A 26,441-nucleotide genomic window follows, 5' to 3' on the forward strand; every position below is an offset into this window, starting at 1 on the left:
CCATTTGCGTAAAGGCTTCGGTGTCCGGCATGAACCGGGCATCGGGGCTTTTTTAATAATTAGCTCTGTTAAAGGTTCATGTTGTAACACACCTGTTCGTTGAACAAGGAGCATGATCAAATTTCTGCTAAGTTAAGCGGTCTAACAAATAAATGGTATAAGGAGTTACTAAAAAGACAGCTGTATAGAGACCTGGGGTATATGTTTTTAGTAACCATGTTTGCAAGACGTGGGCTACATTGTGTATGAGTACAAATATCAAGAAGGAAAGATATAAAATCGAACTCCATAAACTTTCTAAGTTTTGGATTTTAATGAAAGTAATTATAGACATCGTTAAGAATATAAAAACATCTCTCTTCGCAAAGGAATAAGAATTAACGTTCCAAAATTGCCAAATCTTTTTGCTTATCCGGTTGCTGTTACCCGTTATTCTGCTTTCCGTTCTTTTCGCCCATTTTTCAACAGCTATAATTTCCTCAAAATCATGAAGCATAAATATTACTACGAATAACCATATAGCATTATATAGCTCAAGCTGAAACATGATATTTTTCTCCTCTGCTTATAGTTGGGATATAAATTTGCGGGGATTTCCATTAAACTTCGATAGTGCATCCGCTTTATCCTTTGTTAAACCTATTAATGATTCTTGGCACTAAAGATTTCTACCGACCAGGAGCTGAGCAGCTCGTCAGACACGGATTCGACGCTTACGCCTGCACCGAATTCGGCGCCTCCGGCTCCGAAAGAAAAGATTCCGGACGGATCAGTAACCGTACAATTGCCTCTGTTCGACCTTTACGTAAACGGACAGCAAATAGTCAACGACGCCACGGAATACCCTGTTATCTTATACAACGATATCACCTATTTTCCGATGACCTGGAACTACACGCAAGCTTTGGCTCTGGAAACAAAGTGGGATGCGGAAGTCGGGTTTGTCGTTCGGAAAACGGATAACGAAGCCGGGGCTTTGGATTTGGATTGGGGTACGCCTTCCTCCAAGCTGTACGCGAAACTGCCCGCCTTTAACGTTTACGTAAACGATGCGTGGATCGATAACGCTAAGGAACCGTATCCGATTCTTGTTCTGAACGACATTACGTATTTTCCGATGACATGGAAGTTTGCCGTGGAGGAGTTAGGGTTGACGATGAAGTTCGAGAACGACGCTTTCTATATCTCGAAATAATCGGGCGCTGTTTTTCCCGAATGACGCATTGACATTCCATCCGGCGCATACTATAATGACTAACAAATCAAAACGCAATGATCGGGAACAGTAACCGCCATACCTATTCAGAGAGCTGCGGGTCGGTGCAACGCAGTTGGGGAACACGGTGAAACTCGCCCGGGAGCGGCAAAGCCAAGAGCCAGCATGCAAGCGCGCATGACTAAGAAGGCGGTAAGCTTTGACGGTTCGCCACCGTGATCCGGCTTTGAGCGGACTTCGCCTGCGCCTAGGGCAGAGGAGTCAACAAGAGTGGTACCGCGACGGGAACAGCCTGTCGTCTCTTTGATAGAGACGGCGGGCTTTTTTATTTTCCCAGCCGGGAGTCTCTACATGAAATAGTCAGAAACGCGAAGAACGGGAACAGTAAAGCGAACCGATCGGACAGAGAGCTGCGGGGTGGTGCGACGCAGTCGGCGGAAGCTTGAAGCTCGCCCGGGAGCGGCGGAATTGATGGGAATGGAACCGTACCCGGATGGGGCGGCCGGAGCCCGTAGATTTCGACGGAGACGTCTCCGTGATCAACATTCGAGGTGGAAGCAGCCTCATGCCGGTAGTGCACGACCGCATGGACGCAGCTTCAAGAAGAGTGGTACCGCGGCAAGCTTACAGCCTGTCGTCTCTTGATAGACAAGAGACGATGGGCTTTTTTATTTGGAGGAACACACATTCTTAAGGAGGATGAACGATCATGGAACACAACTATACAGCTCACGGTCAAGATATTCAAGGTACGGAGAAAGAAGGCATCAGGCGCATCACGATTTTCGATACGACGCTGCGGGACGGGGAGCAGGCGCCGGGCGCGACGCTCGCGCCGGAGCAAAAAATCGTCATTGCCCGACAGCTGGCCAAACTGGGCGTAGACGTCATTGAGCCGGGCTTTCCGATCTCGAGCCCGGGCGACTTCGCCGCGGTGCAGCAAATTTCCCGCGAGCTGCAGGGTGTGGAAATATGCGGCTTCGCCAGGGCGGTGAAGGCGGATATCGACGCCGCCGTCCAGGCGACGCAGGATGCGCAGCGCCGGAGGCTGCATATGTTCTTGTCTTCGTCGAACATCCACCTGGACTTCCAGCTGCGTAAAACGCGGGAACAAGTAGTCGCCCTTGCCCGGGAGATGGTGGCTTACGGCAGGCAATTTGTCGGAGAACTGGAATTTTCGCCGATGGATGCGACGCGGACGGGCGACGAGTTTCTGTTCGAGGTGATCGAGGCGGTGATCGAGGAAGGCGCCACGATTATCAACATTCCGGACACGGTCGGTTATGCGCTGCCGGAGGAGTACGGCGCGATGTTCACACGCGTGATGAAGAGCGTGCGCGGCGCCGACCGCGTCAGGTTCAGCGCGCATTGTCACAACGATTTGGGGTTGGCGGTCGCGAACAGCCTGGCGGCGATCAAGGCCGGCGTCAGCCAAGTCGAGGTCACGGTGAACGGCGTTGGCGAGCGGGCGGGCAATTGTTCGCTCGAGGAGCTGGTGATGGCGCTGGATACGAGGAAAAGCGCGATGGGCGCCGAAACCGGCGTGCGGCCGGAGCATATTTTCGCTACGTCGCAAATGGTCAGCCGTGCGATGAGCTTCCCGATCGCCTTCAATAAACCGATCGTCGGCCGCAACGCCTTCCAGCACGAAGCGGGCATTCATCAGGACGGCTTGCTGAAGAACCGCAGCACTTACGAGATCATGGATCCCGAGTCGCTGGGCATTCCGCGCAGCATGATTATTTTGGGCAAGCATTCAGGCCGCCACGCGATCAAGCACCGGGTCAGCGAATTGGGCGTCGAGCTGGATGCGGAGCAAATGGAAAGCTTCTACAACGCCTTCAAGGAGTTGGCCGACCGGCAGAAGGTGGTCCACGATCATCAGCTCCTGGAGCTGGTCGGAGCTGCGGTTAACCGTATGCTGGAGCCGTTCACGCTCGTCTCGACCCAACTGGTAACCGGCGACGCCGGACACCGGGTCGCTTCCTGCACGATCCGCAATGAGGAGACGGGACGCGAGAAGGTGTACACCGGTACGGGCGAAGGACCGGTAGAGGCTGTCGTCGCCGGGATCAAGCAGGCGCTGCCGTTTGAAGCCGAATTCGCCGATTTGGAGCTGTACTCGCTGTCGTCCGGCGAAGAGGCCAGCGGCGAAGCGATCGTGACGGTGCGGGCGAACGGTCAAACGTATCGCGGGGTTTCGGCACAGCGCGATATTTTGATGGCTGCGGCACATGCGTTTATGGCGGCCTGCAACCAAGCGGCGCGCGACGAACGGCAGCGGAAAATTCCGGCGCAAGGGAACGGAGCTGCGGAAGAGGTCGAAATTACGATTCCGTAAATTTGCACCAAAAGTAAATATTTCCGCTGCTGCTGGATCGTGGATAGAAAAACGGGTGATAGAGACTGTGGACAAAAGTTATCCACAGTCTCTGTGCATATTGTGGGTAAGTTTAGGAAATCGCGTCATGACGGGAAATGTACATTTTCGGTTTTCCACGGGTGCCGTGCATAACTTTCGCACATCATTTCTGTGGATAATGTGCATAAGTCTGTGGATGAAATAAAAAAGGCCGATTTTTCTAGAGAAAGTGACATTTTTTTCTGGGGATATCCTTGTGGATATTTCCGTCATTTTTCTTCGTTATGCACACGCTGGATCAGGTGAATTTTTTGGAGAAAAGTGCCAGAGGCCGCGGTTGATTCCGGGTTCGCTTTGAGTCCGTTTTTTCGCAATATGGAGCCGACCCTGCACTGTGGTTATGTACCTTTGCTCCCTATCCGGAAAAGTCGAAACGTATCGGTTGTGTCGTTCTTCCGTTCTTTATGGCGTTCGGCATGTTGTTATCGACAGGGAACGCGGAAAAACCGACATCGAATCGCAGCGATCAAGGCGTTCCGACATCCAGGAATGCCTCATCGCTGCTCTTCTGTATGCGCTGTCTCTTATCGAGGGGCAGTTTCTGGCGAAGAGGGCGAAACGCCTTAATGGAAGACATCGTGCCCGATCAGCCAGTCCAGCCGCTGCAACTGCAAGCCGGGCGGCATGGCGCGGAGTATCCGGTTGCGTATGGCGATCGCCGCCGGATGCTCCAGCTGGACGAGCCATCCCATCCGCCGCGAATCGCGTACAACACGGGTCGTGCGCGGGAGTCTGCTGCGTTCGTAAGCGGTTAGCGCTTGAGGCACATCGGGGTCCGCCTCCGCCAAGGCGCGTGCCAGCACCAGCGCATCCTCCATCGCCTGAGCGCCGCCCTGCCCGAGATTGGGCAGCATCGGATGAGCGGCATCGCCAAGCAGCGTGACGCGTCCTTCGCTCCAGCGCGGGAGCGGAGTCCGGTCGAAGACGTCGTGCGAGAGGACGGCTGTTTCGTCCGTCGCTTCGATCAGCGCTTCGACCGGAGACGCCCAGCCGCGCAGATGCGCGAGCACCGCCGGCTTTCGCCCGCCGGGCGGGACGGTGAAGCCTTCGGGTGCGTTCACGGCGGCGAACCAGAAGATGTCCCCGCGGCCGATCGGCGTGGCGCCGAACCGCACGCCGGGACCCCATGCTTCGAAGCCTTCACCGACGTCGCCTGCGATGCGCGCTTCCGGAAACCGGCAAATGCCGCGGAAGGCGGTGAACCCGGCGTAGCGCAGCGGGGTATGGCCGAACAATGCCCGGCGCACGGTGGAATGCAAGCCGTCGGCCCCGATCAGCAGGGCACCGGTCGCGGTTTCCCCATTCTCAAAATGCGCCGTCACGTTCCACTCCGTTTGCTCGAATCGCACCAATCGCCGTCCATAAATGATCGTATCGACGGGCAGCAGCGCGATCAGCACGGCATGGAGGTCGGCCCGATGGATCATCCAGCTCTCCGAGCCGAACCGTCTGGCTTGCTCCTCGACCGGGAGACGGGTGATCCGCTTGCCGTCCCAAGTGCGGATCAAGCCCTGCCGAACTGGCGAGCCTTGAGCGCGGACGGCATCCCCGGCCCCAAGCCGGTCCAGCGCCTTCATGGCGTTGGCGGCCAGAACGATGCCGGCGCCTGCGCCGGAGTCTGCTTTTTCGCATACGCAGCATTCCCAGCCTTGCATGTGCAGCGCCCGGGCAGCGGCCAATCCGCCGATACCGCCGCCGATGATCAACGCCTTCTTATTACGGTGTTTATCCGCTTCATCGAACAAGTTGCGTCCCTCCTCTAACGATTGGCAAATGAGATGAATGGCAAAGGTTCCAGCCTGTAGGGTTGTCCCGCCGGTTCGACCCGATTCCGCCCCGATGTGAAGAAAGGCGCCCTCCCAGGCGCCCTTCCTTACATGATTACACGCAATGACACTTATGATTACGACTCCGCCAGCTGCTCCCACTGTTCATAACAGGTTGCCAACTCGCTGCGCTTGGATTCCATGGCTGTATTCTTTTGCTGCACGAGCACGTAATCGTTGTACACCTCGGGCAGGGCCAGCTCGCTTTCCAGCTCGGAAATTTCATTCTCCAGCCGGGCGATTTGCTCCTCGAGCTGCTCGAGCTTGCGCTGACGGCTGCGTTCCTCGCGTTTGGCCTGCTTATTCGCCTCATAGCCGTTCGCCGGGGCCGCCTGTGCGCTGGCGGACGAACCCGCGGCGCTTTCAGCGCCTTTGCTTGTTCCGCCGCGCTTTGCCGCCTCCTGCGCCAGCCGCTCCTGCTCGATTTCGGCGAGCTCCTGCTTTTTCTCGACATAATCGTCATAGTTGCCCAGGTAGACGGTGACCCCGTCAGGGGCGAGCTCGAGCATGCTTTCGGCCATTTTGTTGAGGAAATACCGGTCATGCGAAATGAAAAGCAGCGTCCCTTCGTAATCGATCAACGCCGATTCCAATACTTCCTTCGAATACAAGTCCAGATGGTTGGTCGGCTCGTCGAGAATGAGCACGTTCGCTTTCAGAAGCATCAGCTTGGCTAGCGCAACCCGGGCCTTCTCGCCGCCGCTGAGCGATCCGACTTTCTTGAAGACGTCCTCGCCGCTGAACAGAAAATTGCCGAGCACCGTGCGAATCCGCGCTTCCTCTAAATGAGGGAACGCGTTCCATACCTCCTCGAGCACGGTATGGTTCGGATTGAGGCCGGTTTGTTCCTGATCATAATACCCGATCTTAACGTTAGTTCCCCACTGATAGGTGCCCCGGTCGGGTTGATGCTGGCCGATGAGCGTTTTGAGCAGCGTCGTTTTGCCGATCCCGTTCGGACCGATCAATGCCGCCGTGTCGCCTCGCCGCAGCTGAAACGTGACATTGCGCACCAGCGGATTTCGTCCGTCATAAGACACGCTTAGACCGCGGACGTCGAGCACTTCGCGGCCTGTCTGCGCTTCGATCTCAAAGGCGAAGCTGGCTCTCTTGAGATCTCCGAGCGGCTTGTCCAGCCGTTCGATTTTCTCAAGCGCCTTGCGGCGGCTTTGGGCCCGTTTCGTTGTGGACGCGCGCACAATATTCCGCTGTACGAATTCTTCCATCTTGGCGATTTCATCCTGCTGCTTTTCATATTGTTTCAATTGAATCTCGTAGTCCGCTTCTTTCAGCTCGATGTACCGCGAGTAATTGCCGGTGTACCGTTTGGACGAGTTGCGCTCGATTTCATAGATGGCATCGACCAGCGCGTCCAGGAAGTAACGGTCGTGAGACACGACCAGAATTGCCCCGGGGTAGGAGCGGAGGTATTGCTCCAGCCACGTCAGCGTCGGAATGTCCAGATGGTTGGTCGGCTCGTCGAGCAGCAGCAGATCCGGCGCTTCGAGCAGCATCTTGGCCAGCGCCAGCCGCGTCTTCTGACCGCCGCTTAACGCCTGAACGGGGGTGTCGGCATTCATGCTGCCGAAGCCCATACCGTTCAGCACGCCCCGCACCTTCGCTTCGATCTCATAGCCGCCCTTGGCGCGGAACGCGTCGGACAGCTCGGCGTAACGCCGCATCGTGTCCTCCGTTTTTTTCTCGTCGGCGAGCACGTCGGGTTCGGACATGCGCGCTTCCAGGCGGCGAATCTCTTCCTCCATCTCCAGCATGCCCGCAAACACGCTCATCAGCTCGTTCCAGATGGATCGATCCGAGGCGAGACCGGTGTTTTGCCGCAAGTAGCCGATTTTCGTTTCCTTCGCTTTAAAAATGTTGCCCTCATCATACGACAGCTCGCCGGCAATGATCTGCAGCAGCGTCGATTTCCCCGCCCCGTTCACCCCGACAAGGCCGATGCGTTCGCGGGCTTCGATCTGCAGCGTTATATTGGAAAGCACGGTCGTAACGCCGTAGCTTTTGGTAATCCCCGATACTTGCAAAAGCATAATTCTGAAGCCTCCCAGCTTGTATATGCGTTCATTTACGTTTCTTTTTCGCGGTTTTACGACTATAAGTGTAGCATATTCGCTCCGTTTTTTCGATTTCCTTCCGTTTACCCGGCGGCTTGTCCGATTCCTGGGGAGTCCCTTCTACGGCTGCAGTCGAAGAACAGGGAGCGGCCTGCTTTTTTTTATTGCTTATTTATTGTAAACTGGTGAAAATGGATGTTTCTTAACAAAACGGAACTTGTTCCTTCTGGAGCAAGTGTTGAATTGCCTGTTGAAAAGAGGCCGGTCATGAACATTAAAGAGAGAAAAATCAAGCTTCGGCGGGAGGCCGAGGCGGTGCGGGCCGCCATCGGGGAGGACGAGCGTCAGGCCAAATCCGAGGCGATCAGCCGCAAGCTGATGGCCCGTCTGGAAGAGCTTCTGCAGCCGGATCCGTCTGTCCGCCGCAAGCCGACCCTGCTGACGTATATGCCGGTCAAGACGGAGGTCGACGTAACGCCCGTGCTGGAAGCGTGCTGGAAACGGCCTTGGCGGGTAGTTGTCCCGAAGATCGTGACTGCGCATAAGCAGCTTAAACTATATGAAATTAAATCCTACGCCGATTTGGAGCGGGGCACTTGGGGAATTCGCGAGCCGGTGGCTAAGGCGCCGCAGCTGTTCGATATTCGGCAAATCGACGTCGTGATTGTGCCTGGACTCGCCTTTGACTTAAACATGGGGCGGCTCGGGTATGGCGGCGGCTTCTATGACCGTTTCATACAGCAGTATGTGCGCACCGGTCTGCCGAAGCCGTACATTGTGGCGCCGGCCTTCGAAGAGCAAATCATCGACGAGGTGCCGATGGGACTGTTCGATTTTCGCATTAACGAGCTGGTGACCGAGTCGCGGCGTTATGTGGAGGGAGGGGCGATTGTCCTTGACTAAACGGGAAGAAGATCAAGAGACGGCGAAAGACGCTGCGCTATCGCCGCTGACGCATTTCAACGAGCAAGGACGTGCGCGCATGGTCGATGTATCGGACAAGTCCGAAACGACCCGCACAGCGACCGCGCGGACGACGGTGACGATGCGTCCCGAGACGCTGCAGCTGATCCTGCAAGGACGGATCGGCAAAGGCGATGTAATGGGCGTCGCCCAGGTGGCGGCGATCATGGCGGCTAAGAAAACGTCGGACTGGATTCCGATGTGTCATCCGCTATTTTTAACCGGGGTCAATGTCGAGTTCGACAACAACGGGGAAACCGAGCTTTATATTGAAGCGACCGTTCGTACGAAGGGGCAGACCGGGGTGGAAATGGAGGCGCTCACCGCCGTGTCCGCCGCCGCGCTTACGGTGTACGACATGTGCAAAGCCGCCGAGAAATCGATGCAGATCGGTCCGACCCTGCTGGTCAGCAAAACGGGCGGAAAAAGCGGCGATTACCTACATACATCATCTTAATGTCAAAGTCGGGATTTGAAACGAATCAGGGGGAGGAGCAGGCTTATGCGCTGGAAAGTGGCGATCTTGACGGCAAGCGACCGCGGTTCACGCGGAGAACGGGAAGACACTAGTGCGCAGGTCATTCGGGAATTAATCGAAGAGGAGATGAACGGCGAAATCATCGAGTATCGGATCGTGCCGGATGAGAAGGATGAAATTATGGCCGCCTTGATCGAGATGACCGATTACTTTAAAGCCGATCTGATTCTAACGACGGGCGGAACCGGTTTGGCACTCCGGGATGTGACGCCGGAAGCGACGCTGGAAGTGATTGACCGGCAGGTGCCGGGACTCGCGGAAGCGATGCGGCTGTATTCCATGCAGAAGACGCGTCGGGCCATGCTGTCCCGGGCCGTCTGCGGCATCCGCGGGAAGTCGCTCATCGTGAATTTACCAGGCGCCCCGAAGGGCGTGTCCGAGAACTTATCCGCCGTGATGGACCAGCTGCCTCATGCGCTTTCGATTTTAACAGGACGCGAGGGGGATCATGGCTATGAAGCCTGATTCGATGATGGAAGAAGTCGAGGTTGAGAAAGCGGTCGGGCTGGTGCTTGCCCATGATCTTACGCAGATCATTCCCGGTCAATTCAAGGGGCGGTTGTTCAAGAAGGGCCATGTTATCCGCGAAGAGGACATTCCGGCGCTGCTCAGCATTGGCAAAGAGCATATTTATACGTTGAAGCTGCAAGCCGGGTATTTGCACGAGGACGAAGCGGCCCTTCGGCTGGCGCAAGCGGCCCAAGGGCCTAACGTGGAATTGACGGAGCCGCACGAAGGGAAAATTACGTTAAAGTCGACGATCCACGGGCTGGTCAAAATCGATCAGGCGCGCATCGACGCGGTGAATGACATCGATCAGGTGATCATGTCGACGATTCGCACGAACGCCGTCGTCAAGCCGGGGCAAGCGCTGATGGGCACGCGGGTCATTCCGCTCGTGATCGAAGAAGCGAAGGTGGAGCAGGCGGAGCGGGCGGCCGCTTCGGCCGCGTTCCCGCTTGTCGAGGTGAAGCCTTTCCGGCCGCTGCGCGTGGGCCTGATTACGACGGGGAGCGAAGTGTTCAAAGGCCGTATTCAAGATAAATTCGGACCGGTCGTACGGGAGAAGCTAGCGGCGCTCGGTTCGGAGGTTATCGAGCAGCGCTTGGCGCCGGATGAGAGTGAGACGATCGCGCGTGAGATTCTGCGGTTTCTGCGTGAGGATCGCGCCGACTTGATCCTGCTGACCGGCGGCATGTCCGTCGATCCCGACGACCGCACGCCGGGTGCGATCAAGCAGGCGGGAACCGATATTGTCAGCTACGGGACGCCGATGCTGCCCGGCTCCATGCTGCTCGTCGGTTATTTGGAGGGGGTGCCGGTGATGGGGCTCCCCGGCTGCGTCATGCACGATCCGCATACGTCGTTCGATGTGCTGCTGCCGCGGATTTGCGCCGGTGAAACGATTACGCGCCGGGACATTACCGAGCTCGGTTACGGCGGTTTGCACCATTGCTGACACAGGCGTGTCTGGCGCCATAGGGCTTTGAAATTTGGAGGAAAGGTCGAGAGGCCATGTTTGGGAATATCGGATTTTCTGAGTTTTTGCTGATCGCCGTCATCGCACTTATTGTATTCGGACCGGCGAAACTGCCGGAGATCGGCCGCTCGCTCGGCCGTGCGATTCGCGAATTTAAGCAAGGGGCGCAAAATCTGTTGAACGACGAGCCGGAGCAGGCGCAGCGTAAAGACGTGACGCCGTCGCAGCATGAGGCTGCCCCTGAACCGCCGCAGCCCGTCGAAAAGCCCGCGGCATCGGCATCCGAATCTGCGCCGAGCGGCGACGCCACCCCGCCGCGCATTGCCGCCGATTCCCGCAGCAATCCGCGCCGGTTGCCGGATTGAGCGGTGCGTAAACGTTAAAGGCAGGTGTAACGATGAGTCAAGAAGAGGGCATGAGTCTTGTCGAGCATTTAACCGAGCTTCGCAAGCGGATTATATGGGTCGTCGTCGTGCTGATCGTCGGGATGGCGATCGGGCTGTTCACGGCGAAGCCGTTAATTACATATTTAAAAACGATCCCCCCTGCGAACACGATTAATTGGAACGTGTTTTCCCCGTGGGATTCCATTAAGATGTATATGAATTTTGCATTGGCCACAGGGCTTTTGATTACCCTTCCGTTTACGCTGCTGCAAATTTGGGGATTTCTGAAGCCCGGTTTGCGGGAAGTGGAGCGCAAAGCGTCGCTCATTTTCGTGCCGTTTGCCTTTCTCATGTTTCTGATCGGATTGGCTTTCGGGTATTTCGTCGTATTTCGCATGGCCTTCCTGTTCACGACCTCGATCGCGCAAAGCTTGCAGCTAAGCGAAACTTATGGGATCGCGCAATATTTCTCCTTCATGTTTAATATCCTGATTCCGATCGCGCTCGTGTTCGAGCTGCCGATTGTCGTGATGTTCTTGACCAAGATTCGTCTGCTGAACCCGAAGCTGCTGAAAAAAGTGCGCCGCTTCGCCTACTTGATCCTCGTTGTCGTCGCTACGATGATTACGCCGCCGGATGCTCTGTCCGCCATTGTCGTCGCCTTGCCGATGATTATACTGTACGAGTTCAGCGTGTATTTATCGTCGCTGATTTATCGCAAGCAGCAGCTCCAAGATCAAGCGTGGGAAGCGGAGAGCGCGCTTAAGCCTGTCGAATGACAGGCTTTTTTGTTGTTTGCTGTCGGTATATTTTAAAAGACCCCAGGAGACAATGATGAAGGTGCAAAAATGTTGTAAAACTACTTGCAAAATGAGTGCGAAGTGAGTATCATAAGAATTGTTGTTAGCACTAATGAGGTTCGAGTGCTAATAAAAAACTCAGTACCATATTTCAAAGGAGGCTATTTTCTCATGATCAAACCGTTGGGTGATCGCGTAGTTATCGAAGCCATCGCTAAGGAGGAAACGACAGCAAGCGGTATCGTACTGCCGGACACGGCGAAAGAAAAGCCGCAAGAGGGTAAAGTCGTAGCAGTCGGCAGCGGTGCACTCAAAGACGGCGTTCGCGTTCCGCTTGAGCTGCAAGAAGGCGATCGCGTGATTTTCTCCAAATACGCAGGTACAGAAATTAAATTTGAAGGCCGCGAGCTGCTCATCATGCGTGAGAGCGACGTCCTTGCCATCTTGTAGGACAAGTTCGAAAGCGCCTCGTCATATACTTAAGTTTGGCTCCACTACTTAGGAAAATATCCGAATCGTTAACCATAAACATTTTCCAATCGGGAGGGTATACTCATGGCTAAAGAAATTAAATTTAGTGAAGAAGCACGTCGTTCGATGCTTCGCGGGGTTGACGCTTTGGCGAACGCCGTAAAAGTTACATTGGGACCGAAAGGACGCAACGTCGTTCTTGAGAAAAAATTCGGCAGCCCGCTGATCACCAATGACGGCGTGACGATCGCCAAAGAAATCGAACTCGAAGACGCGTTCGAGAACATGGGCGCACAGCTCGTTAAAGAAGTTGCTACGAAAACGAACGACGTTGCCGGCGACGGTACGACAACCGCTACGGTTCTTGCACAAGCGATGATCCGCGAAGGGTTGAAAAACGTAACGGCAGGCGCTAACCCGATGGTTATCCGCAAAGGGATCGAAAAAGCGGTTAAAGCGGCTGTCAGCGAGCTTGCCAGCATCGCAAAACCGATCGAAGGCAAACAATCCATCGCTCAAGTTGCTGCGATCTCCGCTGCTGACGATGAAGTCGGCCAATTGATCGCCGAAGCTATGGAAAAAGTGGGCAAAGACGGCGTTATCACCGTAGAAGAGTCCAAAGGCTTCGCAACCGAGCTGGAAGTCGTTGAAGGTATGCAATTCGACCGCGGCTACATCTCTCCTTACATGATTACGGATACGGATAAAATGGAAGCCGTTCTGGAAAATCCATATATCCTGATCACTGATAAAAAAATCACGAACATTCAAGAGATCCTGCCTGTGCTTGAGAAAGTTGTTCAATCCGGCAAACAGCTCTTGATCATCGCAGAAGACGTAGAAGGCGAAGCTTTGGCAACGCTGGTTGTGAACCGTCTTCGCGGTACGTTCACTTGCGTAGCGGTTAAAGCTCCTGGCTTCGGCGATCGCCGCAAAGCGATGCTGGGCGATATCGCAGCTTTGACTGGCGGTCAAGTGATTACCGAAGAGCTCGGCCTGGAATTGAAATCGACGACTCCGGACCAACTCGGTTCCGCTCGCCAAATCCGCGTGACGAAAGAAAACACGATCATCGTGGACGGCGCCGGCGACAAGAAGGATATCGGCACTCGCGTATCGCAAATTCGCGCACAACTGGAAGAAACAACTTCCGAGTTCGATAAAGAAAAACTGCAAGAGCGTTTGGCAAAATTGGCCGGCGGCGTAGCGGTTGTGAAAGTCGGCGCAGCTACCGAAACTGAGCTGAAAGAGCGCAAGCTTCGCATCGAAGACGCTCTGAACGCAACTCGCGCTGCCGTTGAAGAAGGTATCGTTGCAGGCGGCGGTACAGCGCTTGTGAACGTCTACGCAGCTGTATCGGCTGTGAAGGCTGACGGCGACGAGCAAACGGGCGTGAACATCGTTCTGCGCGCTCTGGAAGAGCCTGTTCGCACAATCGCAGCTAACGCGGGTCAAGAAGGCTCCGTTATCGTTGAGCGCCTGAAGAAAGAATCCGTAGGCATCGGCTACAACGCCGCTACCGGCGAATGGGTCAACATGATCGAAGCCGGTATCGTCGACCCTGCGAAAGTAACGCGCTCTGCGTTGCAAAACGCTGCGTCCGTCGCTTCGATGTTCTTGACAACCGAAGCTGTGATCGCAGACAAACCGGAAAAAGACAAACCTGCTATGCCTGATATGGGCGGCATGGGTGGTATGGGCGGCATGGGCGGATTCTAATCCGACCTGCCTGCTCTCGAGAAGCAGCATCCTTTATGGGGTGCTGCTTCTTTGCGTTGTGGGACTGGGGGCGGCGGCGGAAAACTGCGGCGCCTGCATCTAAATCGACGTAAATATTGTGATATAATTAGACTTATTTTGCAGCGATGGTTGGAACGGGAGGACAAGGATGCAGGAGCGAACGTGGAACGAGTGGGTGAAGCTTGCCTATCGTTATTTCAGTTACCCTATACTGCAGCAGGGCTGGAAGCTTTATAGCAAGGGCTTGATCTTTGATTGTTATGACGAGGGCGGTATGGTTGGCGGTACTGTAGGGAGCCGAGCTTACGGTAATGGCGGCAGCGGCGATGCGAAGCTGGTGAAGGACGGTTTTCAGACAAGCACCTGCACGTGCCAGAGGGGAGCCTCTTGTGAGCATCTGGCGGCCCTCGCCTTCTTGTTTTTGGAAGAGGATCTGGCATTCGATGCCTATAAGCTTTTGATGCCGGGAGGCAGCGGATGGGGGGCCAAGTCTGTGGTTACGCCGGCCTTCGACGAGCGGCGGCAAGTCGCTGCGTCGGAAGCGGCTCTTGCCGTCGCCCAGAGTGCGGCTGGGAAGGCGCCCTTGAAGGCTGCCGCGCCCAGCCCCAATTCTAACACGGAGGATTGGTATCGTTATTTCGAGAGTACCTTTCCTGTCGAACATTATTCGAATCTTCGAGCCATTCAAGGGATGTACGATCATGTGACGGGTAAGCTGATGAGACTTGCCGGGGCGGACTGGAAGCCGACACTTCGCTTGCTATACGAGCTTCAGGTGCTTTTGTTCGTGATGCAGCTTGCGGATCAGGTTGTCGCTAATCGCAATCGGTACCTCGGTTATTACGATAGCTATGCGGCAGCGGAAAGCGGACAGGAGATCGCCGAAAGGTGCTGCGACAGATTAGTCGAACTATTGGGCGAGATCGATACGGACGAGGCCAACCGACTGTACGAGGATCGGCTTCAGAGCATGGCCGATTATTTGGCTGCGCACGCTTTTCCGGCGTTTTCCGGCCCGATCCCCTGGTCCTATGTGTACACGTCCACCTGGTGGGGTCTGCTCTGGAGGCAGGATCGGGTTGACCGGGAGAAAACGCGTCTGAACCGGGCGCTGCGAAGCGATTCGCTAGCACCGAAACAAGCGGATCAATACATTCTGGCGTCGCTCGGATTTGATGTGCATGACAGGCAGGATGAGGCGGCGATGCGGAAAGCGGAGCAATTGAACCATAAATCTCCTATGCTGTTTTATCCTTACCTGCATGGCTTCGCAGCGGAACGGCAATGGGAACGGATGATGATCTGGTTGGAGTGGATGGTTCCATTCGTCCCCATGATTCGATATGGAGCGGAGGAATCGTATTTCTCTCTCTGGGCTACGGTTCTTCCGCACGTGGACGCGGAAGATCGATGGAAACGCGCCGTCATGGCCTTAATCCCGCGCAGTATGCCGTATTATTCGGCCTACTTGCTGCAGCACGAACGGTTTCAAGAGTGGGTCGACATCCATATGGCCCTCGGGATTACGCCGCTCGATCTGCGCGTCAGCGATTATAAGCCGGTGGAGACAAACCGCAAGGATTTGCTGCTCCCCTGGTTTCATCACGGCATAGAACGCTTCATTGCCGAGAAAAACCGGGATTCTTACAAGAAGGCGGTGCGTTTGATGAAAAGGCTGGAATCGCTGTACCGCCGCTTGAAGAAGCAGGATCAATGGGAACGTTACTTGTCTCATGTCAGCGTCAAGTATTCGCGACTCCGGGCCTTTCAGCAGGAGCTGGGCAAGCTGAAGAAAGAGGGGGATGCGTAATGTTGGATCTTGATGCCGTCATGGTGGAGGGGGAACAGCTGGAGAGCGGCGAATGGCTGTTGTGGGAAGAGTCGGAGCTGTCTTTGTCCGGTTCGCAGCTACGGATGAGGCTGTTTGCGTGGCACCCCCGCAGCCTCTATGGAACGCTGCTCCGGGAAGGAACCGGCTTCCGCGGGGAGTCGTTGGTCCTGTCGCCTTATGATGCGCTGGATTACTTCGCGGCTCCTGGAAATTCGCTCCATCTGCCTGTTGAGTGGTCGGATAAGCTCAAGCTGGCGCAGCAGGCGGCAAGCTTGCTGCGTGAGGCGTTGGTCCATGGCTGGTACGCGCCGGAAGCGAGCGCGTGGCAGGAGGGCAAGCGGGAGTGGAAGCCGCTGCTGCCTGATAAGCAGCAGGAGCTGTATGCAAAGCTGCACGAGGAGCTGCTGGCGGAGGGAATTGACGCATCGCGCTGGTTCACGCAGGCTGTGGAGGAGCTGCTCGTCAGCGAGCCCGCTGTTCGCGAGGCCTGGGACAAGCTTTGTGAGGAACAGCCGTTATTGACGGCTGCGCCGTTCGCCGAGGAGAAGGTTCCATCCGCTCTTGCGCTCGATGAAGAGGAATGGTTGACCGCCGTTAGCTGGAAGAAGGACGAGATTCCTTTTCGCATCTGCCTTCAATTGGTCGAGCCGAACATGGATTCGGAAGGGGACGATGCCGGAAACTCGGAGGACTCCTTCTGGACGCTGCGTATGCTGCTTCAGGACAAGCATGACCCGAATATGATGGTGGAAGGGGAGTTGGACGGGAACACTGTCCGTGCGCTTGCTGAAGGTTTTGCAGGCCGCATTCCCTTCGCTTGGGAGAAGCATGTTGAACGTAAGCTGGGGGCTTTGTTCGAACGGGCGGAAAGTCTCGTACCCGAGCTGTTTGAGCAGCGTTCGCCCGGCGAGGACAGGCTGCCAGGACGGCTGACGGATGAGGCGGCGTGGCGTTTTCTGAATGAGGATAGCTTGAAGCTGCTGCAGGCAGGTTTTTCCGTCTTTCTGCCTGTTTGGTGGGAGGAGCTGCGGCGCTCACAGCCTCGGTTAAAGGCTCAGTTGAAGTCGTCGGTCGGTTCCAGAAGCGAATCGTTCTTCGGCGCCGACCAGCTGATGAAATTCGATTGGAAGGTCGCCGTCGGGGAGCTGGATTTCTCCGAGGAGGAATTCGCCCGCCTGACGGCGGAGAAGAAGCGTCTTCTCTATATCCGCGGCCGCTGGATTCAATTAGACCCGGCCTTCGTTGCGGCGGTGCGTCAGGCGATGAAGCGAGTCGGCAAGCAAGGCCTGTCGTTCCGGGAGGTGCTGGAGCTGCATTTGCTCGGAGCGGGTCGCGGGGACAATGGTACGGTCGATGCGGAGCAGCAGGAGGCTGAAACGACGGAGCTTCGCATCGAGGTGGAGCTTAACAGCCATATGGCAGAGCTGATCGGACGCTTGCAGCATATGAGCCGCATCCCGATCGTAGAGCCGCCGGTTACGCTCCAGGCGGGCCTGCGCAATTACCAGAAGGCAGGCGTGTCGTGGCTGCTGTTCCTGCGCCAGTTCGGCTTGGGCGCATGTCTTGCCGACGATATGGGTCTCGGCAAAACGATCCAGTTTATCGCGTACTTGCTCCACGCCCGGAACGGGACGGTGAGCTTGGCCGGGGCGAGGTCGCATGACCGTGCCGCTGCGAAGCAGGCCCCTGCGCTTCTCATCTGCCCGACCTCGGTGCTCGGCAACTGGCAGAAGGAGCTGGAACGGTTTGCCCCTACGCTGCGCGTCTATTTGCATTACGGTCCGCAGCGGGCTAAGGGCGAAGCTTTCATCGAGGCTGTGAGCGGCTTTGATCTCGTTCTCACCTCGTACAATTTGGCTCAGCTGGACGAAGCTGAATGCTCTTCCGTCGTCTGGGACGTCATCGGCCTGGACGAGGCGCAGAACATCAAGAACGTGCATACGAAGCAGTCGGCCGCCATCCGCCGCTTCGACGCGCTCCACCGGATTGCCCTGACGGGAACGCCGATCGAGAACCGGTTGACTGAGCTGTGGTCGATTTTTGATTTTATAAATCCGGGGTATTTGGGCAGCTTGAGCGCGTTTACTCACAAGTACGTGAATCCGATTGAAAAAGGCGGCGATCCCGAACTGGTGGAGCAGGTGCAAAAGCTGATTCGACCGTTCCTGCTGCGACGCGTAAAGAAGGACCCGGCGATCCAGCTCGACCTGCCGGATAAAACCGAGACGAAGGCGTACGTTTCCTTGACGCTGGAGCAGGCCAGCCTTTACGAGAACGTCGTCCAAGACTTGATGAATCGCATTGATTCCTTAACCGGTATGGAGAAAAAAGGGCTCATTCTGGCCACACTCACGAAGCTGAAGCAAATTTGCAACCATCCCGCGCTGTTCCTGAAGGAGCCTGAGCCGGGACCCGCAACCTGGGAGGACCGGTCCGGTAAGGTGGAGCGCCTTCTGGAGCTCGTTCATGAGCTTCGGGATGAAGGCGACAGCTGCCTGATTTTCACCCAGTTCGTGGGGATGGGCCATATGCTGAAGGCGATCCTGGAGCGGGAGCTGGGCGGGACCGTTTACTTCCTGCACGGAGGCGTTCCGAAGAAGCAGCGCGATGCGATGATTGCGCGGTTTCAGGGAGAGGCGGCCGCATCGGCCGGGAAGCCGATAGGCGCTGGAGTGGAAGCTGCAGAGGCAGGGAAGCGACCGGGAGCTGGTGCCGAAACAGGGGGAGGCATCTTTATCCTCTCGCTGAAGGCGGGAGGAACGGGACTCAATCTGACGGCGGCCAACCACGTCTTCCACTTCGACCGTTGGTGGAATCCTGCTGTAGAGAACCAGGCCACCGACCGCGCCTTCCGTATTGGACAAACCCAAAACGTGCAGGTGCACAAGTTCGTCACCCTCGGCACGTTAGAGGAACGCATCGATGAGATGATCGAGCGCAAGCTCGGCCTTAGTCAGCAAATCGTCGGAGCCGGCGAAAATTGGGTCACAGAGATGACCACAGATGAGCTGCGGGACATGTTCGCCCTGCGCCGCGAATGGATTGGCAAGTAGCGGGGGAAAAAGACAGCGAATGATGAATAGCATGAGAGAAATAGCTTGCGGAAACGGCTTATCGCCCGTGGAATGACAGATTAGCGGCAATGGGCTGCGTACACGATAGGAGGCTCAATACCAACAATGTCCAAACGTAAACGCGAACGGATGAAGGAAAAGGAACGCCGGCATCAACGCAAGGGTGCACCCCAGCTAACCGTCATCGAAGGAGCACAAGCTGGCACTGCCGCCGCTGTGACAGCGGGAAGCGGCGGAGTCCCCGCTCCTGAGGCGAGTAGCCCGCAGGAGCGGCCAACCGCACCCGCCAGCCCCGCTTCGGCGCAGCAGGCGGACGCAAGCGCGGTCCCAAGGCGCCGCGGACGTCAGCCGAAGACGCAGGTCGACACGGCGTCAGCCGGTGCGACCGCAAGCAGCAGCGGTGACGCAGCAGCGCCTCCGGCCGCGGCCGGCGTTCCGGCGCCAGCCAAGGGCCGCGGCACCAGCGCGCGCGGCAAGGTCCGCTCCAAGGCTGCGCCGGAAGCGAGCGCGGCCGAAGGCGCGGGGGCGAGCCCGCACATCGGCGGTATGTCTCCCGCCTGGCAGCAGCTGTACGCAGCCGTAAGCCGGGTGGCCCGGCGGGAGGACTAAAAGAAAGGAGCTAATCCTATGGTCGGAATAGCTCCTTTCTTATTTATTTGAGATTCACTAAAAATTGAACTTCATTCTTCTCATTCGGATCCGCTGCGACCAGCTTGTCGTAAACCGCTTGGTCGTTCTTGCCCTGCTTTTGCAGCGCGGCCAGGTACCATCTGGTGTTCTGGCGAGTAAAGGCATCTGCAAGGTTATCGCTGACTCCTATGCGGAGCATGTTCTCGGATTCCGGATATTTCTTTTGTAAGTAATAAATTTGTCCAAGTGAGAAGCCCATTTGAGGGGTCAAACTAAATTCATTCCCTTGCAACTGCTCTTTAGGCAAGCTGGCTAGCGCTTGTTTTTGCGATTCGAATCGATGATAAAGCTCAATTGCCTTGGACCAGTATTGCTCTTGACTTTGCTGATCCCGCTTCTCGAAGGCTTGTGCCCCGAGTCGGGTGGCCAGATCGATGGCCTTCTCATATAAGGCTACTTTCCACGGGAAGTTGTCAATTTGTTCACTTGCCAGGTTTAATGCCTCTTGTTGGTTATCCTTCAACAAATAGCTTTGAATCTTTCGTTCGATCAAAAAATAATCGAAAGGTTCTTTTTCCCTTGCTTGATCGATCAAGGATACGGCTTCCTTATAATAGTTCTCATCCTTGGACTGCGAGTATACTTGAAATAAAATCGCTACTTTCTGAAGCACGTATTCCGGTTGAGTCGGACGCTGCTCTAAAGCCAGATTCAAAGGTGCAATGAGTTGATTAAAGTCCGTATTACCGGATGCCAGTAAATTTTTCGTTGTTGTATAATTGCGGTTTGCGCTGACCAGTTGTACGGCATTGAAGAATAAAATAAACGATAGAACAACCAGAATAGATGGGAATGCCCACTTTTTAGTACCGAGTGTTTGCAGCCATGCGGCTTTTACCTCTGACGTATCGGAAGAAACCATCGCCCCCATGCAGAGAAAAAGGAGTAAGCCCAAGTATACGAAACTTAAGTCGAAGTCCAGTGCACTGTGAACAAGCAGCCCAATCGCGATGATGTAGAAAATAAATCTATGCTCTCGCTCTTCCTCGTTCTGTCGTAAATAGTTCCTGATGTAAATATAGAAGATGGACAGAAGGATGAGGATGAAGATAATACCCCCGACAATTCCTGTTTCTACCAAGTACTGCAAGTAAAAGTTGTGTGCTTGTCTGCTGGTGTAAGGGTTGTTCTGGTACTTCTCGTAGAGCGAGCTCCAAGCCCCGCCCCCGGCGCCAAAAACAGGATAATCCTCGAACACTTTAATGGCGTCCTTATAAAATGTACCGCGCTCCAGTACACTGTGCTGTTGAAAGTTAATGTTCTCGATACGGGTACGGATATTTTCCGGGAGCATCTTTGTTACGCCCGTATCGTTCAGGAGCAGCACCGCTCCGATCGTTCCTGCAACCACAACAATAAGCGGCAAGCCGATGTGGGAGAAACGCTTGCTTTGCAGCTTATCAAGCTTACGCTGTAACCAAGGCTCTACGAACAATTGAATCAATACCGCAAGGACCGTATACCCGAGCGAACAAAGGATCAGGCTCGTCCAAGCGCTCAGAGCCGTCTGCGAATCATATGTTTTGAATAACTGCACGCCTACGGTTGTGACTTGATTCAGGATGATGAAAGATAAAACAAATGAAATTAGCAAGTGAAGCAGGTATGTTACTTGCTTATAAAGCTTCAGGAACGGGAGCACGAGCAGTACAATGACCGGCAGCACAACTAAGGCGCCGCGGGACAGCGTAACGAAGAAAGAGATGATGATCGGCACGACAAACAGGGCGTGCAACGCTATCGTGTACCAGCGCTTGGAGGTCATCAGCATATGAACGGCGCACAAAAGGATCGCTATCAAATATCCGGCGTATGTATTCGCATACTGGAACACAGAAGTCAGACGCGGACCATTGGAGTCCTCCATGACCGCATGCTCATAATACTTCAGTAGGCCCATGTCAGCAGCGAACCAATTGACTAAACGGAAGACGCCTTCCTTCTGCCCGAGCCAGTTCAGCAAACCGAAGGCCACAATAACGTACGCTGATGCGATCAGCAGATATTTAAGAAAGGTTAGTCCGAATTTCGCGTTAGATATATAATACGCCAGCAAGAAAAATGCCACATAAATAATTTGGATGTAAAACAAATTAAAAGCAAGAGTCGACGACGCTGCCGAAAATGTCGAAATCAAGTAAGAAATGGGGATCAGCCATACGGCAATCGTTAACAAATCGGCTTGCGTTTGTAATTTCCAGTGATAGAAAAGAAAAACCGACAACAAAAAGAAGATAATGCACGTCCATACTAGTGATGAGAAAATCGGTCCTTCAAAAGAGGAGAAGTTCCCGTTGAACAATGCTTTCTGGAACGGAGCCCAGAAGAGGAAGAGACTAGTGATGCCGAGTAAGATCCACAATAGGATTGAGTTTGCGCTAGTTGAGGTTGAAGCTGATTTCTTGGTTCCGCTGTAATAGCCGGGTTGAGGCTTTTTCGTGCCCATGGGTATGCTCCTATCTAACTAAAATTCTATGTTATACGACAAAAATTTTATCATAAATGTACTATGATTGAAATATCAAAGGGTTTTAGTGTTCCGTACTAGTGCAAAGCATATCTCTCAAAGTTTAATGTGAGGGCTCATAGTTTTCTCCTTTTTATAGAACTAATCACTAACGTTGCATAAAACTCATCTCACGCAGTAGTCAGACTATTCAGAACAAGTATTTGAATCAGTTTGCCAAAAGGTCGATCTCCCCTAAGAGGTAGCCTGTCCATTTGGTGAATTGTGTAAGATAAGTCATATAGTAACTTGTGCGTATTCTTACTGCGACTTACGTTTTCTTCCTGCTGATGAGCAAATTGGCTTGTATTGAATCCGGTCCATCCATTTCGTTGCCGTATCCCAGAGTAAGACCTTTAACCACCGGTAGAGTTCCAGAAGACTGTGCTTCGTCCTGGTCCCGGCTTAATCATCACTAGTAGACAAAAGGCGATGAGTGCAATCCATACCTGGTTCATAACAGCTTTTTCACTTGTCCCGTAGAAGCTCTTGATTCGAACATGCTGCTTCATCCACTTGAAGAAGGTTTCTATCGCCCAACGATCTCTATAGATCTGACCGATTTCATCGGGACTCAGATCAAAGCGGTTGGTTAGAATGGCTATGGGATTTCCTTCAGAATCTATCGTATGGATGAGACGCAACACGTTTTCCATTCGCTTCTGTGGGGTGCCGACATAAACCATTTCATCGGTGAGCACGCAGCTGTCAGAAAGTAACGAAAACGATTCAATGGGACGAGTGACCGTGTTTTTCTTCGTCCGTGTGACAAAGAAGATGCCGTGGTCACAGTAGTCATCAAACTTGGCATAGTCGATATAACCATGGTCGTACACATAAGTCAGACCGACATCATCGACTAAGTGCTCCAGCTGACTCCGATCATTTTTCTTCGCCGGGGTCAGGACTACCTTCTCAGGCACAACGGTCTCATCGTCTATGTATGCCAGACGAAAGTGCAGTTTCACACCGGCCTTGGTTTTGCGAAACTCTGCCCACTTATACTTCTGTATGCAAAGCCCGATGGTAGTGGAGTCGATGATCCGAAAGTCTTTTCGCAAGGAAGTGGAAGCGGTGCTTTGGCGAATCTGAGAAACCAGCTCGGTAAACACTTGTTCCAGTAATGCAGAATCGACTTGTTTATGTTTCCGGCTCAACTGAGATGCGGATATCGATTGAATACCGAGTTCTTGTTGAAAGTCTTTAGACAGCACATCGTCTGCAATCTCACGTAACCCAGCTCGTTGTAGAATTTGTGCATGCAAGAATAATTTCAAGTAAGCGTAGCTCGTAAGCTTCTTGACGTACTTATCTTGTCCTTCTTGTGCTACCCGTGCATTTGAATGTTTTCGCACAAATGGGAGAAATCCATTTACCAAATGAGGAAAATATAGTATCCCTGTCCATGGCTAATACTTTTCAGTGGATTATGGACAGGTACTAGCTGACTATTCCATTGTAAAGGATTTTTTCATGTTCAAATATCAATAACACAGAATATTATGAAGATTCAGAGAACATTAATGCAACGCTAGTGAGAACTAATGAAACTTATATATCTTAATCATAGCAAAATAGTTACGCCTATTATTAATATTTATTTGGAATATGAATCTAAGGGGCAAACACACGCTCTCCAGAAATTACGATAAAATCTTGTCATCTGCGGAATTGTATATTTTTTTGGGTAGTATTCGTACTACATCTTTGTTAGAATAGCGTTTGACAGGATTCGGCAGTATTTTTAATAATTGTAACAATTTTTTCTGTGAAAGTCATTTTGCACAATTAATCTTTAAAACGCAATAATTTGTTTTTTTAGTCCCCTCAGATCAGGCAAATCGGGAACGTTTGTTAAAAATAGCAAAAAGATGCCCGGGGTAAATATATATTACCCTTTTACGTATGTGATGTATCATAATTTGGCGATACTATTAAGCTAAAGGTTGAGCGGAGGGTGGTCCGCCTTCCACATAGGCTGTCTTATTCTTCAGCATCATATAAATAATCGTGAGAATCTTGCGAGCCAACGCAATTAACGCTTTTTTCTTACCTCGACGAGATGCCAATTTCCAAAACCGCACGGCTAATTGAGATTTTCGTGACTTGGTTGCGGCCCATGCTGCTTCACATAAGGCAGTTTTCACATGCGGGTTGCCCTTGGGGGTGTTCGTGTACTTTTTTTACCGGCGCTCTCATGGTTTCCGGGAGCCACCCCAGCCCAGGATGCTAAATGAGCGGCTGTTGGGAACTGCTCCATATCAACACCGATCTCCGCAATGATGACTGCTGCGGTCACCTCGCTTACGCCGGGGATTGTTTGAATCAACTGTTGCGCTTCCTTGTAAGGCTGCAGATGGGCCTCAATCTCTGCATCCAGCGCAGCAATGGATTGCTCAAGAAAGGTAATATGTTCCCAGCAATTGCGAATCATCAACATCTGGTGCGTATTTAACGTACCGAAGAGTGATTCGGCCACACGAGCGACATTGCGTTTGATGTTGCCATGAACCCGCTTTTCAATGTCGTCCGGATCGACATAGCCTTGCGTGATCAATCGCTCAAGGAGGTTGCGTCCGGATACGCCGAACACAACCGAAATCACGGTGCCAAGCTTCACGTTTGAGGCTTCTGGCACCTTTTGTATGCGATTTTTCTCAGCGGTCAAGTTTCCGACCCGTTTCTTGCGTAAGCGTGTCAAATCACGTAGTTCCCTGAGATCCTCGGACGGCACGAAGCCTTTCTCGATCAGGCCCATCCGCAAAAGCTTGGCGATCCATTCGGCGTCGCTAACATCAGGTTTGCGTCCCGGAACATTCATGATTCGCTGCGCATTGGCGAGAGCAATATCAAAGTAGCCTTCAAGAATGTTGTAAACCGGCTTCCAGTAGATACCGGCACTCTCCATGGCGATGTGTGAGACACCCTCAGACTCAAGCCATGACATCAAAGCAAACAAATCGCGTGTCATTGTCGGAAAGGTCCGTATTTCTGCACGAGGTGTTTCATCGCCTTCGCCAATCAATACGCGAGCAACAATGGTTTCTTGATGCACATCCAGTCCGGCACAACGAGAAATTAACACATCCATCTCCAATTACCTCCAATCCAATCAAGTGGTACTGACGATTGGCGCATTCGTTTGAAGTCTCCGTTTTTCTGTACGCGATCATTCAGCCGTGTAGTGCCGAAGCCAGCATGGGGTTGTTCACAAAACGAGTGCTCACAGTTTTTAGGACAGAGTCGAACCACCAAAAAGAGTCACGTATTTCTGTCCAATCGCAGTATTACTCAGTATGGAAGAGAAAGAGCCGCGCTAAACGCCACTTTCATGTTGGGGGTGCGGCGGAAAAGCCATGATTGTTTTAATGGATTGTAGGATTATCTAAGTGTTCTTGTTAAAATTAAATAAATACGAAAATGGAGGCAGCATAGTTTATGAAGAAAGCTTTAATAACAGGAATAACAGGACAAGATGTTGGAACTAAAAAGCATGCGCATTAGCCAAAGTTGATCAGTTAATGTTTTGAAAAAAGGATGATTACATTCATGGCGAAAGTTATCAATTGTTTGGGTGACAGTCGCGTTAGAATTTTTGAATATCTTGAAATTAACAGACTGCTCGGATCAACTAAATTTACTTGTACTGAGGCCCCAGGCGGGACGGCATTAGGAATGGTAAATCCCAATTCAACTTCGGATGCTTTAAATATTTTTAGCGATAAGCTTGAAAGTTACAATACAAGTGACAATATATTGTTCATGTTGGGAGAAGTTGATTGCGGATTTGAAATTTGGTATCGTTCTCAGAAGTACGGAATTTCTGTGAATGAACAACTAGCTATCAGCTTGAACAACTATTTCGGCTTTTTAACGAAGGGCAATCGTTTAGGATTTGAAAAAATTATCATATGTACGGCAAATCCTCCAACCATTAAAGATGGACAAACCTTCGGCGAGGTTGCAAACCTGCGAAAAGAGGTAAAAGCTTCGCAGCGGGAAAGAACCGATCTAACTATATTGTATAATTCTTATTTAAGAGAACTATGTGCAAAACATGGATACTTAGTACTAGATACGGAGAGATATTTACTGAACCTTGTCACCCATTTAGTAGACGATCGATTTTTGAATTCAAATCCAACAGATCATCATTTGGATAGTCCTTCTATAGCACCTGTATATGTACAATGTCTAGCGTCACTTGGTTTTAATTAGATGGATGTAGGTTCATAAGCAGAAAGCAGAAGATTTTTGAATCAAGAGTGCGGTTTTCAAATACAAGAGAAGGTGATAATCTTGAATATAGCACAGATAAATACTCATGATAATGGCGGTGCTGGTAAGGCCGCACTAAGATTAAATAAAGCTTTAAATCTAATTGGAGAAGAAAGCAAACTATTTGTAAAATACAAATCGATACGGG

Annotated in this window: 18 protein-coding genes, 1 pseudogene and 2 other annotated features; of the genes and pseudogenes, 13 read left to right on the plus strand and 6 right to left on the minus strand. The window is 52.9% G+C overall.

The annotated features are described in order from the left end of the window. Positions 1-127: 127 nt before the first annotated feature. Positions 128-547 (minus strand): HXXEE domain-containing protein, encoded by a 420-nt coding sequence (locus JMF85_RS07010; RefSeq protein WP_054798635.1) that lies wholly within the window; start codon positions 545-547, stop codon positions 128-130. 105 nt (positions 548-652) lie between these two features. Between JMF85_RS07010 and JMF85_RS07015 the strand changes: the two genes are divergently transcribed. Beyond that, on the plus strand, positions 653-1,195 hold the full coding sequence (locus JMF85_RS07015; RefSeq protein ID WP_155615699.1) for a YHYH domain-containing protein: 543 nt from the start codon (positions 653-655) through the stop codon (positions 1,193-1,195). Between the two features lie 68 nt (positions 1,196-1,263). Continuing rightward, positions 1,264-1,522, plus strand: a binding site (T-box leader). A gap of 56 nt (positions 1,523-1,578) precedes the next feature. After that, positions 1,579-1,861, plus strand: a binding site (T-box leader). 64 nt (positions 1,862-1,925) lie between these two features. After that, positions 1,926-3,557 carry a 2-isopropylmalate synthase gene (locus JMF85_RS07020; protein WP_201317962.1) on the plus strand — a complete coding sequence of 544 codons (1,632 nt, stop codon included), beginning with the start codon at positions 1,926-1,928 and terminating at the stop codon, positions 3,555-3,557. A 644-nt stretch (positions 3,558-4,201) separates the two neighbouring features. On the opposite strand, the gene JMF85_RS07025 is transcribed toward JMF85_RS07020, so the two are convergent. Then, on the minus strand, positions 4,202-5,566 hold the full coding sequence (locus JMF85_RS07025) for an FAD-dependent monooxygenase (protein WP_308645019.1): 1,365 nt from the start codon (positions 5,564-5,566) through the stop codon (positions 4,202-4,204). Continuing rightward, positions 5,542-7,512, minus strand: coding sequence for an ABC-F family ATP-binding cassette domain-containing protein (locus tag JMF85_RS07030; protein ID WP_141336536.1), 1,971 nt, complete (start codon positions 7,510-7,512; stop codon positions 5,542-5,544). The genes JMF85_RS07025 and JMF85_RS07030 overlap by 25 nt, the downstream gene beginning before the upstream one ends. A 291-nt stretch (positions 7,513-7,803) precedes the next feature. On the opposite strand from JMF85_RS07030, the gene JMF85_RS07035 reads away from it, so the two are divergent. The 10 genes from JMF85_RS07035 (at position 7,804) to JMF85_RS07080 (ending at position 18,798) form a co-directional block, all read left to right on the plus strand. Further along, on the plus strand, positions 7,804-8,439 hold the full coding sequence (locus JMF85_RS07035; RefSeq protein WP_054798369.1) for a 5-formyltetrahydrofolate cyclo-ligase: 636 nt from the start codon (positions 7,804-7,806) through the stop codon (positions 8,437-8,439). Next, on the plus strand, positions 8,432-8,956 hold the full coding sequence (gene moaC / locus JMF85_RS07040; RefSeq protein WP_258313541.1) for a cyclic pyranopterin monophosphate synthase MoaC: 525 nt from the start codon (positions 8,432-8,434) through the stop codon (positions 8,954-8,956). The genes JMF85_RS07035 and moaC overlap by 8 nt, the downstream gene beginning before the upstream one ends. Before the next feature lie 45 nt (positions 8,957-9,001). Beyond that, entirely contained in the window at positions 9,002-9,502 is a 501-nt protein-coding gene (locus tag JMF85_RS07045; protein WP_054800357.1) for a MogA/MoaB family molybdenum cofactor biosynthesis protein, read from the plus strand. Continuing rightward, on the plus strand, positions 9,492-10,496 hold the full coding sequence (locus tag JMF85_RS07050) for a molybdopterin-binding protein (protein WP_054800358.1): 1,005 nt from the start codon (positions 9,492-9,494) through the stop codon (positions 10,494-10,496). The genes JMF85_RS07045 and JMF85_RS07050 overlap by 11 nt, the downstream gene beginning before the upstream one ends. Positions 10,497-10,552: 56 nt before the next feature. After that, a complete protein-coding gene (locus JMF85_RS07055) occupies positions 10,553-10,882 on the plus strand; it encodes a twin-arginine translocase TatA/TatE family subunit (RefSeq protein ID WP_141336535.1) in 330 nt (109 codons plus the stop codon). A 32-nt stretch (positions 10,883-10,914) separates the two neighbouring features. Further along, complete coding sequence (tatC, locus tag JMF85_RS07060) at positions 10,915-11,682, plus strand: twin-arginine translocase subunit TatC (protein WP_127610446.1); 768 nt, start codon at positions 10,915-10,917, stop codon at positions 11,680-11,682. Positions 11,683-11,874: 192 nt separating this feature from the next. Next, positions 11,875-12,153, plus strand: coding sequence for a co-chaperone GroES (gene groES, locus JMF85_RS07065; protein WP_127610444.1), 279 nt, complete (start codon positions 11,875-11,877; stop codon positions 12,151-12,153). 105 nt (positions 12,154-12,258) lie between these two features. Then, a complete protein-coding gene (groL, locus tag JMF85_RS07070; RefSeq protein WP_127610442.1) occupies positions 12,259-13,893 on the plus strand; it encodes a chaperonin GroEL in 1,635 nt (544 codons plus the stop codon). Positions 13,894-14,062: 169 nt separating this feature from the next. Beyond that, positions 14,063-15,724, plus strand: a complete 1,662-nt coding sequence (locus JMF85_RS07075; protein WP_201317963.1) for a hypothetical protein — start codon at positions 14,063-14,065, stop codon at positions 15,722-15,724. Continuing rightward, a complete protein-coding gene (locus JMF85_RS07080) occupies positions 15,724-18,798 on the plus strand; it encodes a DEAD/DEAH box helicase (protein WP_201317964.1) in 3,075 nt (1,024 codons plus the stop codon). The genes JMF85_RS07075 and JMF85_RS07080 overlap by 1 nt, the downstream gene beginning before the upstream one ends. A gap of 673 nt (positions 18,799-19,471) precedes the next feature. Here the strand turns inward: JMF85_RS07080 and JMF85_RS07085 are convergent. The 3 genes and pseudogenes from JMF85_RS07085 to JMF85_RS07095 all read right to left on the minus strand — a co-directional run bounded on the left by JMF85_RS07085 (position 19,472) and on the right by JMF85_RS07095 (position 25,106). Next, complete coding sequence (locus tag JMF85_RS07085) at positions 19,472-21,955, minus strand: O-antigen ligase family protein (RefSeq protein WP_201317965.1); 2,484 nt, start codon at positions 21,953-21,955, stop codon at positions 19,472-19,474. Between the two features lie 416 nt (positions 21,956-22,371). Beyond that, positions 22,372-23,370, minus strand: a complete 999-nt coding sequence (locus tag JMF85_RS07090; protein ID WP_236595759.1) for an IS4 family transposase — start codon at positions 23,368-23,370, stop codon at positions 22,372-22,374. A gap of 579 nt (positions 23,371-23,949) precedes the next feature. Beyond that, positions 23,950-25,106 (minus strand): annotated as a pseudogene (locus JMF85_RS07095) (IS110 family RNA-guided transposase). Between the two features lie 458 nt (positions 25,107-25,564). On the opposite strand from JMF85_RS07095, the gene JMF85_RS07100 reads away from it, so the two are divergent. Beyond that, positions 25,565-26,233 carry a hypothetical protein gene (locus JMF85_RS07100; RefSeq protein ID WP_201317966.1) on the plus strand — a complete coding sequence of 223 codons (669 nt, stop codon included), beginning with the start codon at positions 25,565-25,567 and terminating at the stop codon, positions 26,231-26,233. The last annotated feature ends 208 nt before the right edge of the window (positions 26,234-26,441 follow it).

Origin of the sequence: Paenibacillus sp. EPM92, from assembly GCF_016586185.1 — a bacterium.
In the GTDB taxonomy this organism is placed as follows: domain Bacteria; phylum Bacillota; class Bacilli; order Paenibacillales; family NBRC-103111; genus Paenibacillus_G; species Paenibacillus_G validus.

Coding starts and splice junctions, on each gene's coding strand:
- groL (WP_127610442.1), top strand. CDS start 12,259: ATGGCTAAAGAAATTAAATTTAGTGAAGAAGCACGTCGTTCGATGCTT.
- JMF85_RS07100 (WP_201317966.1), top strand. CDS start 25,565: ATGGCGAAAGTTATCAATTGTTTGGGTGACAGTCGCGTTAGAATTTTT.
- JMF85_RS07085 (WP_201317965.1), bottom strand. CDS start 21,955: ATGGGCACGAAAAAGCCTCAACCCGGCTATTACAGCGGAACCAAGAAA.
- JMF85_RS07050 (WP_054800358.1), top strand. CDS start 9,492: ATGAAGCCTGATTCGATGATGGAAGAAGTCGAGGTTGAGAAAGCGGTC.
- JMF85_RS07055 (WP_141336535.1), top strand. CDS start 10,553: ATGTTTGGGAATATCGGATTTTCTGAGTTTTTGCTGATCGCCGTCATC.
- JMF85_RS07075 (WP_201317963.1), top strand. CDS start 14,063: ATGCAGGAGCGAACGTGGAACGAGTGGGTGAAGCTTGCCTATCGTTAT.
- JMF85_RS07020 (WP_201317962.1), top strand. CDS start 1,926: ATGGAACACAACTATACAGCTCACGGTCAAGATATTCAAGGTACGGAG.
- groES (WP_127610444.1), top strand. CDS start 11,875: ATGATCAAACCGTTGGGTGATCGCGTAGTTATCGAAGCCATCGCTAAG.
- JMF85_RS07030 (WP_141336536.1), bottom strand. CDS start 7,512: ATGCTTTTGCAAGTATCGGGGATTACCAAAAGCTACGGCGTTACGACC.
- JMF85_RS07045 (WP_054800357.1), top strand. CDS start 9,002: ATGCGCTGGAAAGTGGCGATCTTGACGGCAAGCGACCGCGGTTCACGC.
- tatC (WP_127610446.1), top strand. CDS start 10,915: ATGAGTCAAGAAGAGGGCATGAGTCTTGTCGAGCATTTAACCGAGCTT.
- JMF85_RS07035 (WP_054798369.1), top strand. CDS start 7,804: ATGAACATTAAAGAGAGAAAAATCAAGCTTCGGCGGGAGGCCGAGGCG.
- JMF85_RS07010 (WP_054798635.1), bottom strand. CDS start 547: ATGTTTCAGCTTGAGCTATATAATGCTATATGGTTATTCGTAGTAATA.
- JMF85_RS07080 (WP_201317964.1), top strand. CDS start 15,724: ATGTTGGATCTTGATGCCGTCATGGTGGAGGGGGAACAGCTGGAGAGC.